This is a genomic window from Arthrobacter sp. MAHUQ-56 (assembly GCF_019710585.1).
Taxonomy (GTDB): domain Bacteria; phylum Actinomycetota; class Actinomycetes; order Actinomycetales; family Micrococcaceae; genus Arthrobacter.
Window position 1 is genome coordinate 122,263 of sequence record NZ_JAIFZQ010000025.1, and the last position, 11,534, is coordinate 133,796.

General features: G+C 67.3%; 12 protein-coding genes. 5 read left to right on the forward strand and 7 right to left on the reverse strand.

All coding sequences use genetic code 11. The features are described from left to right. Position 1 precedes the first annotated feature (1 nt). The 4 genes from K4G53_RS19965 (at position 2) to K4G53_RS19980 (ending at position 3,008) form a co-directional block, all read left to right on the forward strand. Positions 2-724, forward strand: a complete 723-nt coding sequence (locus K4G53_RS19965) for a nucleotide exchange factor GrpE (RefSeq protein WP_221387431.1) — start codon at positions 2-4, stop codon at positions 722-724. Between the two features lie 274 nt (positions 725-998). After that, positions 999-1,970: a DnaJ C-terminal domain-containing protein gene (locus tag K4G53_RS19970; RefSeq protein ID WP_221387432.1), complete on the forward strand. Its 972-nt coding sequence runs from the start codon at positions 999-1,001 to the stop codon at positions 1,968-1,970. A gap of 15 nt (positions 1,971-1,985) precedes the next feature. Next, on the forward strand, positions 1,986-2,411 hold the full coding sequence (locus tag K4G53_RS19975) for a heat shock protein transcriptional repressor HspR (protein ID WP_221387433.1): 426 nt from the start codon (positions 1,986-1,988) through the stop codon (positions 2,409-2,411). Between the two features lie 210 nt (positions 2,412-2,621). After that, positions 2,622-3,008: a hypothetical protein gene (locus tag K4G53_RS19980; RefSeq protein WP_221387444.1), complete on the forward strand. Its 387-nt coding sequence runs from the start codon at positions 2,622-2,624 to the stop codon at positions 3,006-3,008. 39 nt (positions 3,009-3,047) lie between these two features. On the opposite strand, the gene K4G53_RS19985 is transcribed toward K4G53_RS19980, so the two are convergent. After that, on the reverse strand, positions 3,048-4,457 hold the full coding sequence (locus K4G53_RS19985) for an aldehyde dehydrogenase family protein (protein ID WP_221387434.1): 1,410 nt from the start codon (positions 4,455-4,457) through the stop codon (positions 3,048-3,050). A gap of 346 nt (positions 4,458-4,803) precedes the next feature. Between K4G53_RS19985 and K4G53_RS19990 the strand changes: the two genes are divergently transcribed. Further along, the gene (locus K4G53_RS19990) at positions 4,804-5,040 is read left to right on the forward strand and encodes a hypothetical protein (RefSeq protein ID WP_221387435.1); all 237 of its coding nucleotides are present in this window, start codon (positions 4,804-4,806) and stop codon (positions 5,038-5,040) included. A gap of 42 nt (positions 5,041-5,082) precedes the next feature. Here K4G53_RS19990 and K4G53_RS19995 read toward each other — a convergent pair whose 3' ends face one another. The 6 genes from K4G53_RS19995 to K4G53_RS20020 all read right to left on the reverse strand — a co-directional run. Continuing rightward, positions 5,083-6,588, reverse strand: coding sequence for an NAD-dependent succinate-semialdehyde dehydrogenase (locus tag K4G53_RS19995; protein WP_221387436.1), 1,506 nt, complete (start codon positions 6,586-6,588; stop codon positions 5,083-5,085). 21 nt (positions 6,589-6,609) lie between these two features. Beyond that, positions 6,610-7,431: an HpcH/HpaI aldolase/citrate lyase family protein gene (locus K4G53_RS20000; RefSeq protein ID WP_221387437.1), complete on the reverse strand. Its 822-nt coding sequence runs from the start codon at positions 7,429-7,431 to the stop codon at positions 6,610-6,612. Then, a complete protein-coding gene (hpaH, locus tag K4G53_RS20005; protein WP_221387438.1) occupies positions 7,416-8,201 on the reverse strand; it encodes a 2-oxo-hept-4-ene-1,7-dioate hydratase in 786 nt (261 codons plus the stop codon). The genes K4G53_RS20000 and hpaH overlap by 16 nt, the downstream gene beginning before the upstream one ends. A gap of 2 nt (positions 8,202-8,203) precedes the next feature. Then, complete coding sequence (hpaD, locus tag K4G53_RS20010) at positions 8,204-9,295, reverse strand: 3,4-dihydroxyphenylacetate 2,3-dioxygenase (protein WP_221387439.1); 1,092 nt, start codon at positions 9,293-9,295, stop codon at positions 8,204-8,206. Between the two features lie 38 nt (positions 9,296-9,333). Continuing rightward, a complete protein-coding gene (hpaE, locus tag K4G53_RS20015) occupies positions 9,334-10,872 on the reverse strand; it encodes a 5-carboxymethyl-2-hydroxymuconate semialdehyde dehydrogenase (RefSeq protein WP_221387440.1) in 1,539 nt (512 codons plus the stop codon). Between the two features lie 52 nt (positions 10,873-10,924). Next, positions 10,925-11,534: GntR family transcriptional regulator (locus K4G53_RS20020; RefSeq protein WP_221387441.1), on the reverse strand; the 610-nt coding region annotated here is incomplete at its 5' end.

The window sequence follows — 11,534 nt, forward strand, 5'->3', positions numbered from 1 at the left end:
CATGCCGCACCACGGTAACGAGGAAGAGCACAACACATCCGCGAACCGGCAGAACGAGCAGGGCAACGGCCAGGAGCCGGTCATCCGGGACCACCGCAAGGTTGACCCGGTGACCGGGCAGGCCCGGCACCCGGAGGGCAGTCACGCTGAAGGCGGAAACACTGCCCCCGGCGCCGGGGCCGGCGCCCAGGCCGGAGCGGCGGATTCCGACGGCGACGCGCTTGCCCAGGCCGAGGAGATCCTCAACGGCATGGAAGTGCCGGCCGAGGAATCCGTGGCCCAGGGGGCTCCGGCGGGAGCTGCCGGCAACGCCGAAGCAGCCGAACTGCGCAACGACCTGCTCCGCCTCCAGGCCGAGTACGTCAACTACCGCAAGCGCGTGGAACGCGACCGCGCCGTGGCAGGGGAAATGGCCGTCATCGGCGTCCTGAACTCCCTGCTTCCGGTCCTGGACGACGTCGACGCCGCCCGGCAGCACGGCGACCTGACCGACGGTCCCTTCGCCGCGATCGCCACCAAACTGGAGAACGCGCTGAAGACCTACGGCCTGGTCCGCATCAACGAGACCGGAGTGGAGTTCGATCCCACGATCCACGAGGCCCTGATCCAGCAGCCCGGCGAGGACATCGAGGTTGACACCGTCAGCCAGGTGCTCCGCTCCGGCTACAAGTCAGGCGAACGCGTCCTCCGCGCAGCCCAGGTCATCGTCGCTGTACCTGCGTAGTCCGGGTCACCAGGCGCTACGGCCGGATATGGGGCGGTGCCCGCTCCGCGGTGCCCTCCACACCGCCGCCCCATATCCGGCCTCCGCGCCAGCGGTCATCTCGCCTAAGGTGAGGTAACCACGAAGCTCGCAGCGGTACAGGGGCCCCGGGAGTGGCATCGGGCCTGCCGAAGCTGGGTGGCTGGGGATCGCAGATCCTCAGCCACCCAGCGTAGGGGCGGGGGCCCCTGTACCGCGGAGAGCTGTTAGATAGAGACTTTGAAAGGAAACGCCATTGGCTAGCCAGGATTGGGTGGACAAGGACTTTTACAAGATCCTTGGTGTTGCCAAGGACGCTTCCGACGCCGACATCAAGAAGGCCTACCGGAAGCTTGCGCGGCAGCACCACCCTGACACCAACGCGGGAAACGCTGCTTCCGAGAAGAAGTTCAAGGACATCTCCGAGGCTTATTCTGTACTTTCCGATCCCGACGAGCGCCAGCAGTACGACGCCATCCGGGCCATGGGCAGCGGTGCCCGGTTCGCCCCCGGCGGTGCCGGCGGCGGCAACGCCGGGTTCGAGGACATGTTCGGCGGCCTGTTCACGGGCAACACCGGACGCCATGCCGGCGGCTTCAACCCCGCGGGCGGCGGCATCCCGCCCGAGTTCGCCGACCTCTTCGGTGGGTTCGGCGGAAGCGCCGGATTCCAGCGCACGCCGCAGAAGGGAGCCGACCGGACCGCCTCTACGACCATTTCCTTCGCCGGCTCCATCCGCGGGACCACCATCGGCCTGCGGGAACCGAGCGGCGAGGTCATCGACGTCCGGGTGCCGGCCGGCATCAAGGACGGCCAGAAGGTCCGCGTCCGCGGCAAGGGGCAGCCCGGTGCTGCCGGCAATGGCGACCTGGTGGTGTCCGTCTCCGTCCAGCCCCACGCTTTTTACACGCGCGACGGCGACAACCTGCGCATCCATGTTCCCGTCACCTTCCCGGAGGCTGCTTTGGGCGCCGACATCGAGGTGCCCACGATCGACGGCGACAAGGTGAAGGTGCGTGTTCCGGCGGGGACGCCGTCGGGCCGTACGCTGCGGGTCAAGGGCAAGGGTGTGAAGACGTCCAAGGCCACCGGCGACCTTCTGGTCACCATCGATGTCGCGGTTCCCAAGAACCTCAACAAGGACGCCGAAGCCGCGGTGAAGGCCTTTGCCGAGGCCACGTCGTCGGCCGATGTCCGTGAGGGCTTGGCAGCCAAGGCCCGGCTCTAGGAGCGGAGGTGAGCCGTGGACATCAATGCTGACCAGCCCATCTTCGTGATCTCCGTGGCGGCTGAGCTGGCGGACATGCACCCGCAGACGCTGCGGCAGTACGACCGGCTGGGCATCGTCAAGCCCAGCCGCGCCCCCGGGAAGTCCCGGCGCTACTCGCAGCGCGACGTGAACATGCTGCGTGAAGTGCAGCGGCTGTCCCAGGAGGGCGTGTCGCTGGAGGGAATCAAGCGCATCCTGGAACTCGAGAACCAAGTGGCCGCGCTCCAAAGCCGGGTGGCCGAGCTGACCGAGGAACTGGGCCGCCGGCCGCAGGCGTTCGATTCCCGCATCTTCGCCGCGGGCGCCGCCGGCGACGTGGTGAGCCTGGCCCGGGGCCAGCGGCCACGGCCCCGGTCGCAGGCCGTGGTGCTGTGGCGGCCGCGGGCGATCGGTCAATAGGCACCAACGAGCAGGCGCAGGCCAGCAAGTACCTGCCCCCGCCAACCCGGAAAAAACTGAGTACCCACTACTCGTGACCCAAAAGGCCCCCAAAACTTGAATGGAACCATCGCCGGATCAGCGGCGGTGGTTCCACAAGTTCTGGGGGTTTTCCGTGTTTAAGGATCTCAGCAAAAGTCTCCATCCCAAGGACCGGCCATGAGCCCCGGGATGGAAGCGGTGGCCGCGTTCAGCGGCTCAATTCCAGGCCAGGTCCTCCTGGCCATTGGGCAGACCGTCGTGGTGGTATGCGTCTGCTTCGACATGGTGCGGGAGCTGTCCGTCCCGCGGTCGCACCGGCGTTATGTGGCCAGCACCGTGTTCCGCACACTGGCCATCCCGTCCATTATGGCCAACGCCCTGACCGTCTTCATCGCCCTGGTTCTGGCTTCCTGGATTGACGTGGTGATGGGCATGTTCGTGCTCGTGGCCATCGTCTTCCGGTTCCACCACGACCAGGACGAGGACAACTGGTGGAAGGGCAAGGGCAAGAAGCTCGCGCGCTGGGCCCGCCGGCAGTTCTCCGGCCGGACCGCCGCCGCCCCGGCGATGGGGTAGCGGCGGCCCGGACGGCAGAAGCCGCCTGCCGGCGGCACGTCAGCCGTTGATGACCTGCGGGACGCCGAGCGCCTTCAGGCCCTCGACGCCGAACTCGACGCCGTAGCCGGACTGCTTGGCTCCGCCGAAGGGGATGCGGGGATCGACCGCGCCGTGCCGGTTGATCCACACTGTGCCGGCCTGGATCCGGGCGGCAACCTCACGGGCGGCCGCCAGGTCGGGGGACCAGACCGAGGCGCCGAGGCCGACGTCCAGCCCGTTCGCCTTCTCCACGGCCTCGTCGACGGTGCTGTACCGGATGATTGGCAGGGCCGGACCGAACTGTTCCTCGGCCACCAGCGGGTTGTCGTTGTCGATGTCGGCCACCAGCGTGGTGGGGTAGAAGTAGCCGGGCTGGCTGGTGTCGGGGTTTCCACCGAGGAGGACGCGGGCTCCGGAAGCCTTCGCTGCCTCCACGAGGTTCGCCACGACGTCGTACTGTGCCTTGTTCTGCAGCGGGCCCAGGACGTTGTTCTCGTCCAGGCCGTTGCCCATCGGCATCGCTTTGGCCACGGCGGTGAGTTCCTCGCAGACGGCGTCGTAGATGCTGTCGTGGACGTAGAGGCGCTTGAGGGCGGCGCAGGTCTGGCCGGTGTTCAGGAAGGCGCCCCAGAAGATGTCCTGCGCGATGGCCTTGGGGTCGGCGTCGGGCAGGACGATGCCGGCGTCGTTCCCGCCGAGTTCCAGCGTGAGCCGCTTGACGGTGTCTGCGGAGGACTTGATGATGGCGCGGCCGCCGGCGGTGGAACCGGTGAACATGATCTTGCCGATCGCGGGGTGGTCCGTGAGCCGGGCGCCCACCTCGCGGCCGCAGGAGACCACCGAGAGGATGCCCTCGGGGAGCTCCTCGTTGAGGACCTTGACCAGCGCCAGGACGGACAGCGGAGTGTTCCCGGAGGGCTTGACCACTACGGCGTTGCCCATCCGCAGGGCGGGGGCGAGCTGCCAGACGGCGATCATCATGGGCCAGTTCCACGGACCAATCGCGCCCACCACCCCGATGGGCCGGTAGTGCAGTTCGGCGCGGGTTTCGCCGTCGTCCACAATGGTTTCCGGCTCCAGCGGCAGGCTGGCGGTGGCGCGGAGCCACGCGACGCAGGCGCCCACTTCGAAGCGGGCGTTGGGGCCGTTCAGGGGTTTGCCCTGCTCGCGGGAGAGCAGCCGGGCGAGTTCCTCGGCGGAGCGTTCGACGGCGTCGGCTGCTTTGAGGAGCGCGGCGGAACGGGCGTCGTGGCCCAGGGCAGCCCAGGCGGGCTGGGCGGCGACGGCTGCCGTGACCGCCTCCTCAAGGAAGTCGAGGCTGTGGATGGGGGCCTCACCGACGGCTTCGCCGGTTGCCGGGTCAAGGATGGTCCGGCCGGTGCCGGGTGCGGGGGCAATGGACGCGAGAAGCGCATCGTAGGTTTCCAAGGGATACTCCACTTCGAGTAGCAAGGACGCCAGCCGGTCGGCGTAGCGGGTTGCTCCCAGTGTGGTTTACGGCTTGGCCCGGCTCTTGTCTTTGTGCGCAGGACTGTTGGCGGAGAGGGAACGGCGTAAAAATCCCGCATCTTATTGTGAACTTGTCAGATTACGCCCTAGAATCGACGTCAGGCCGGCGCAGCCCTCAAGAGAACCGCCGGGTAACTCCTCCCCGGATCCAGGCAAACGACCCCGTCAAGCACCCAGCAGCGATACCGCGGCACCTACTGCGCCGCGGTATCGCAGAAGTTGGATATTTGGCGCCGTCGCCACCCCAGACAAGCAGGAGAACACCATGACCTCGCAGTCCGAGCTCACTGAAGCCCGCCCAACAGCAGCCACCGACACCCCCCGGGGAGGCAGCTACGTCACCTTGCCTGCCGGCCCGGAGGTTCCAACCCGGCTTGAGGGCAGCTACGTCTCGCTGCCCGGAGCCCTTCCCGAAGGCGCCAGCAAGGCCCAGGGGACGTACGTGACACTTTCCACCGCCCCGGCGGGGACGACGGAGGTCAGCTACACCCGCGTCGGCTGACTCCAGCAGTGCGGGCCGCAGGTGGAGGCGATATTCCGGCGGTCAGCCTGCGTAGGGGTCGTTGATGCCGATGTACTGGGTGGTGGTGTATTCGGCGATGCCTTCGGTGCCGCCTTCGCGGCCGAGCCCTGATTGTTTGACGCCGCCGAAGGGTGCCGCGGCGTTGGAGATGACGCCGGCGTTGAAGCCGACCATGCCGAATTCGATCTGCTCCGCGACCCGCAGGAGTCTGTTGAAGTCGCGGCTGTAGAGGTAGGACGCGAGCCCGTATTCGGTGCTGTTCGCCAGCCGGACGGCTTCTTCTTCGGTGCTGAAGGTGGTGACCGGGGCGACGGGTCCGAAGATTTCCTGGCCGAGGATTGCGGCGTTGTTGGGGACGTTGGCGAGGACGGTGGGCTGGTAGAAGTAGCCGGGTCCGTCCACGGGGGCGCCGCCGGTGACGGCAATAGCCCCGGCCTCGACGGCCGCAGAGACCAGGGCGTGCACGTCGTCGCGGGCGGCGGCGTCGATCAAGGGTCCGACCTTGGTGGCCGGTTCGGTGCCGCGGCCTGTCGTGAGTGCGCCCATGGCGGCGGCGAACTTGCGGGTGAATTCCTGGGCGACGGTTTCGTGGACGAGGAAGCGGTTGGCTGCGGTGCAGGCTTCGCCCATGTTCCGCATCTTCGCGGCCATGGCTCCTTCGACGGCGGCGTCGAGGTCGGCGTCTTCGAACACGATGAAGGGGGCGTTCCCGCCGAGTTCCATGGAGGTGCGGAGGACGTTCTGCGCGGCGTCGGCCATCAGGCGTTTGCCGACCGGCGTGGAGCCGGTGAAGGAGATTTTCCGGAGCCGGGAGTCCTTCAGCAGGGGCCCGGAGATCCCGGAGGCGGAGGAGGAGGCGACGACGTTCAGGACCCCGGGCGGTAGGCCGGCGTCGAGCATGGTCTGGGCGAAGTACTGCCCGGTCAGGGGTGTGAGTTTGGCGGGTTTGAGGACCATGGTGCAGCCGGCGGCGACGGCGGGGGCGACCTTGCGGGTGGCCATGGCGAGGGGGAAGTTCCAGGGGGTGATGAGCAGGCAGGGCCCGACGGGTTTGTGCTGGACGAGGATCTTGTTCCTGCCTTCGGGGGTGGTGAGGTAGCGGCCGTAGTCGCGGACGGTTTCCTCGGCGAACCAGCGCAGGAATTCGGCCCCGTAGGTGACTTCGCCGCGGGCTTCGGCCAGGGGTTTGCCCATTTCCAGAGTCATCAGCAGGGCGAAGTCTTCGGCGCGCTCGGTGACGAGGTCGAAGGCGCGGCGCAGGATCTCGGACCGGACCCGGGGCGCGGTGCGGGCCCAGGAGGCCTGCGCGCCGTCGGCGGCGTCCAGCGCGGCGACCGCGTCCTGGCTCGTGGCGGACGCGAGGGTGGCGAGCACCTGCCCGGTGGCGGGATCGTGGACGTCGAACGTGCCGCCGTCGGACGCCTCCCGCCACTCACCATTGATCAGCAGGCCGGTGGGCACGGACGCGAGCAGGGAAGCCTCACGCTCCGGTGCGAGGGCAGGGGAAACCGTAGAAGTGACTGTCATTGCATAAGTCCTAAAAGTTGGTCAGTAGCTGGTGGGGGCGTCGCCGTCAGCAGGTTTGATGTACTTCGCGGCGAGGGCTTCGGAGCCGCGGGCCAGGAGAGCGACGTCGGCTCCGACCAGGATGAAGCCGGCGCCCTTCGCGAGGTAATGCGCTGCGGTGTCCGGGTTGAAAGCGTTCACGCCGGCAGGTTTCCCGGCCGTTTTGGCAGCGGCGAGGCAGTGTTCGACGGCGGCACGCACCTCGGCGTGTTCCTGCTGTCCCAGCAGGCCCATGGAAGCGGCGAGGTCGGACGGGCCGACGAACACGGCGTCCACGCCGTCGACCTTGAGGATGTCCTCCACGGCCTCGACGGCGGAGGTGGATTCGATCTGGACGGTGACGCTGATGGTTTCGCTGGCCCGGGCGAGGTAGTCCGGGACCCGGTTCCAGCGGGCGGCCCGGGCCAGCGCGGATCCGACTCCGCGCACGCCCTGTGGCGGGTAGCGGGTGGCAGCCACGGCGGCCTCGGCCTCAGCCACAGAATTGACCATGGGGATCAGCAGGTTCTGCACGCCCAGGTCCAGGTACTGCTTGATCACCACGGTGTCGTTCACAGGCGGCCGGACCAGGGTGTGCACGGGGTAGCCGTGGACGGCCTGGAGCTGGGCGAGGATGGATTCGAGTCCGTTGGGGCTGTGCTCGGCATCCACCAGGAGCCAGTCCAGCCCGGACCCGGCACAGAGTTCGGCGACCAGCGGGCTGCCGGAGCACACCCACATGCCGGCCAGCGGCCGGCCCGCCTTCCCCTTGTGCTTTTCCGCGGCCAGGGCGGACCGGAAGGTGTCTTCTATTCGAAACGGCATGTCACGCTCCCCAGAGGTCCGTAATCGGCATGGACGGTGTCGCTCTTGTAGACCCACAGGGGCCGGGTGAAGGATCCGGCGAGGATGATGTCCCCGGGCATCAGCGCGTCGCCGTGGGCGGCGATCTTGTTCGCGAGCCAGTGCACGCCGTTGGCGGGGTGGTCCAGCACGCCTGCGGCCACGCCGGTTTCCTCCACGGTCTGGTTCTTGTAGAGGATGGCGGCAACCCAGCGCAGGTCCACGGCGTCTGGCTTCACTGGGTTGCCGCCGATCACCATGGCGCCCATCGCGGCGTTGTCCGAGATGGTGTCCACGATGGTCCGGCCCTCCATCTCGATCCTGGAATCGAGGATCTCCAGGGCCGGAACCACGTAGTCGGTGGCCTTCAGGACATCGAAGATGGTGACGCCGGGGCCCTTGAGCCCGTCCTTCAGCACGAACGCCAGTTCCACCTCCACCCGCGGGTGGGTGTACCGGTCCCACTGCAGGGAGCAGCCGGTTTCCAGCACCATGTCGTCGAAGATGGCGCCGTAGTCGGGTTCGGTGATGCCGGTGGCAGCCTGCATGGCCTTGGACGTGAGGCCGATCTTGCGCCCCACCAGTGTCCGGCCGGCTTCCTCGTTGCGGCGCCGCCAGAGCTGCTGCACGGCGTAGGAGTCCTCCACGGTCATGTCCGGGTAGCGGGCAGTCAGGCGGGGAACAGGGGTGCGGGTGCGGCCCGCTTCCACCAGCTCGTCCGCGATGGCCTCAATCGTCTTCGGCTCCAGCATGGCTAGACCTGGACCCCCAGCTTGAAGCCGGTCCGGTCGGCGACATCCGGCCCTTCGCCCGGCTTCCGGGTGTAGGAGAAGCCATCGGCGCCTACGGTCACTGCCATCTCGGACTTTTCCTCGCGGACGACGACCGGCTGCGGGTTGCCGTCCAGGTCCAGGACCAGGGAGGCTTCGGTGTACCAGGACGGGACCACGGGGTTGCCCCACCAGTCGCGGCGCTGGTTGTCGTGGACGTCCCAGGTAATGGTGGGGTTGTCGGGGTCGCCGGTGTAGTAGTCCTGGGTGTAGATCTCGATGCGGTGCCCGTCCGGGTCAAGGATGTACAGGTAGAACGCGTTGGACACGCCGTGCCGGCCGGGGCCGCGTTCGATCCTGTCGCTGATGCGCAGGGCGCCCATCTTGTCGCAGATCTGGATGATGTTGTGCTTCTCGTGGGTGGCGAAGGCCACGTGGTGCATGCGCGGGCCGTTGCCGCCGGTGAGGGCGGTGTCGTGCACGGTCTGCTTGCGGTGCATCCACGCGGCGTAGGTGACGCCGTCGGAGTCCTTGATGTCCTCGGAGACGCGGAAGCCCAGGTCTTCCAGGTACTTGCGGCCCTTGGGGACATCCGGGGTGACCTGGTTGAAGTGGTCCAGCCGGACCAGTTCACCGGCGGAGTAGAGGTCGTAGCGCTGGGTGAGGCGCTCCACGTGCTCCACCTCGTAGAAGAACTCGTAAGGGAAGCCCAGGGGGTCCTCGACGCGGACGGAGTCGCCGATGCCCTTGGTGAAGCCGTCCTTGCGGCGCTCCACCCGGCAGCCGAGCTCCTTGTAGTAGGCCTCGGCGGCGTCCACCTCGGCCGGGGACTTCACCCGGTAGGCGAAGGCGGCGACGGCGGCGACGGGTCCCTTGCGCAGCACCAGGTTGTGGTGGATGAACTCCTCCAGGGAGCGCAGGTAGATCGCGTTATCGTCCTCTTCGGTGACGTGCAGGCCGAGGACGTCCACGTAGAACTCGCGGGACCTGGCGAGGTCGGTGACGATGATCTCCATGTAGGCGCAGCGGACGATGTCCGGAGCAGGGACGGTGGGGGTGGGGACGAAGTTGGTCATTGGAGTCTCTCTTCTTTGAGCAGGTAAGGGGAAGGAAATTAGCCCTCGTTGGCGGCAGAGTCTTCGATGCTGCCGAACTTGGGGGTGTGGACGCTGCCGAGCGTGATGTGCACGGCCTGCTGGTCGGTGTAGAAATCGATGGAGCGGTAGCCGCCCTCGTGGCCCAGGCCGGAGGCCTTGACGCCACCGAACGGGGTGCGCAGGTCGCGGACGTTGTGGCTGTTCAGCCACACCATGCCGGCTTCGACGTTCTGCGAGAAGTTGTGCGCCCGGGTCAGGTTCTGCGTCCAGATGTAGGCGGCGAGGCCGTACTTGGTGTTGTTGGCCAGGGCGAGGGCCTCGTCGTCGTTCTCGAACGGGGTGATGGCCACGACGGGTCCGAAGATTTCCTCCTGGAAGATCCGGGCCTCGGGGGCGACGTCGGCAAACACCGTGGGTGCGATGTAGTTGCCTTCGGGCAGGTGCTCCGGGCGGCCGCCGCCGGCCAGGAGCCGGCCCTCGGACTTGCCGATCTCCACGTAGGAGGCCACTTTCTCGTAGTGCTCCGGGTGGACCAGGGCACCCACCTGCGTTTTGGGGTCGTGGGGATCGCCGACCACGATGTTCTTCGCCCGGGCAGCGTACTTCTCGCAGAACTCGTCGTAGATGGCGCGTTCCACGAGGATCCGCGAGCCTGCCGTGCAGCGCTCGCCGTTGAGGGAGAAGACGCCGAACAGGGCGGAATCGATGGCGGCGTCCAGGTCGGCGTCGGCAAAGACGACGCAGGGGGACTTGCCGCCCAGTTCCATGGACAGGCCCTTCAGGTTCGCTGCGGCATTCCGGAAGATCGTCTGGCCCGTGGTGGTCTCCCCGGTGAAGGAGATCAGCGGCACGTCCGGGTGCTTGACCAGCGCGTCGCCTGCTTCCTCGCCGAGGCCGTTGACCAGGTTGAAGACGCCGTCGGGCAGCCCGGCTTCCTTGAAGATGGTGGCCCACAGGGAGGCGGAGAGCGGGGTGAACTCGGCGGGCTTGAGGACCACGGTGTTGCCGGTAGCCAGGGCCGGGGCCAATTTCCAGGACTCGAGCATGAAGGGTGTGTTCCACGGGGTGATCAGGCCGGCCACGCCGATCGGCTTGCGGTTCACGTAGTTGATCTGCGAGCCGGGGACCTTCATGGCATCGTCGAACTGGGCCACGATCAGGTCGGCGAAGAACCGGAAATTCTCCGCCGCACGCAGTGCCTGGCCCTTGGCCTGGGTGATCGGCAGGCCGGTGTCGAAGGTTTCCAGTTCGGCGAGCCGGGCTTCCTGGGCCTCGACGGCGTCAGCGATCCGGTTAAGGACGCGGGCACGTTCACGCGGCTTCATCCTGGGCCACGGGCCGTTGGTGAACGCTTCGCGGGCGGCGGCGACGGCGAGGTCGATGTCCTCCTTTTGCCCGGCCGCGGCGGTGGCGTAGTTCCGGTTGGACACCGGGTCCAGGACGTCGAACGTCTTCCCGGAGACCGAGTCAACGAACCGGCCGTTGATGTAGTGCTGGATGTGGGAGGGCAAGTCCTCGGGAACGTAGTGCTTGCTGGTTTCTACTGAGGTCGTCATCGTTGAAGTCCTTACTGCGTTCTATTCGTACAAGTGGTCTTGGCGTTGCGTTTTAGGTGGTTTGGGCCAGATACGCGTCCAGGGTGGCCGTTCGGTGCTGGCGGGCTGCTTTTTCGATCGTGTCGGCGTCGGCTCCGGTTTCGATGAGCTTCAGCAGGTTCTCGTGTTCCTCCACCGAGTCCCGGGCGCGGCCGGGGACGAACCGGAACGTGGAGGACCGCAGTGCCGCCAACCGGTTCCAGCCGCGGTGCACCAGGTCCAGGATGTGCGGGTTGGGGCAGTGCTCGAACAGGACGCTGTGGAAGTCCTGGTTGAGCTGCGTGAAGCGGACGGGATCGAAGTGGTCCAGGCACTTCCGCATTTCTTCATTCACGGCCCGGGCCCGGGCGATGGCCGCAGGATCGATCAGCGGCGCCGACAACGCGGTGGCGGCGCCCTCCACGATGCTCAGGGTCTGCATGGTGTAGAGGTATTCGGTGGGATCGATCCCGGCTACCGTGGCGCCGACATTCCGTTCGAAGGTCACCAGGCCCTCGGCCTCCAACCGCCGGATGGCCTCGCGGACGGGGACCACGCTGAAGCCGAGGTCCTTGGCGATCGAACCCAGGACCAGCCGGTAGCCGGGGGTGTAGGTGCCTTCGACGATCCGTGCCTTCACGGCC

Excerpts from the sequence above, each read along its gene's own strand:
- K4G53_RS19965 (WP_221387431.1), top strand. The coding sequence starts at position 2 with ATGCCGCACCACGGTAACGAGGAAGAGCACAACACATCCGCGAACCGG.
- K4G53_RS19980 (WP_221387444.1), top strand. The coding sequence starts at position 2,622 with ATGGAAGCGGTGGCCGCGTTCAGCGGCTCAATTCCAGGCCAGGTCCTC.
- K4G53_RS19990 (WP_221387435.1), top strand. The coding sequence starts at position 4,804 with ATGACCTCGCAGTCCGAGCTCACTGAAGCCCGCCCAACAGCAGCCACC.
- K4G53_RS19995 (WP_221387436.1), bottom strand. The coding sequence starts at position 6,588 with ATGACAGTCACTTCTACGGTTTCCCCTGCCCTCGCACCGGAGCGTGAG.
- K4G53_RS20000 (WP_221387437.1), bottom strand. The coding sequence starts at position 7,431 with ATGCCGTTTCGAATAGAAGACACCTTCCGGTCCGCCCTGGCCGCGGAA.
- hpaH (WP_221387438.1), bottom strand. The coding sequence starts at position 8,201 with ATGCTGGAGCCGAAGACGATTGAGGCCATCGCGGACGAGCTGGTGGAA.
- hpaD (WP_221387439.1), bottom strand. The coding sequence starts at position 9,295 with ATGACCAACTTCGTCCCCACCCCCACCGTCCCTGCTCCGGACATCGTC.
- hpaE (WP_221387440.1), bottom strand. The coding sequence starts at position 10,872 with ATGACGACCTCAGTAGAAACCAGCAAGCACTACGTTCCCGAGGACTTG.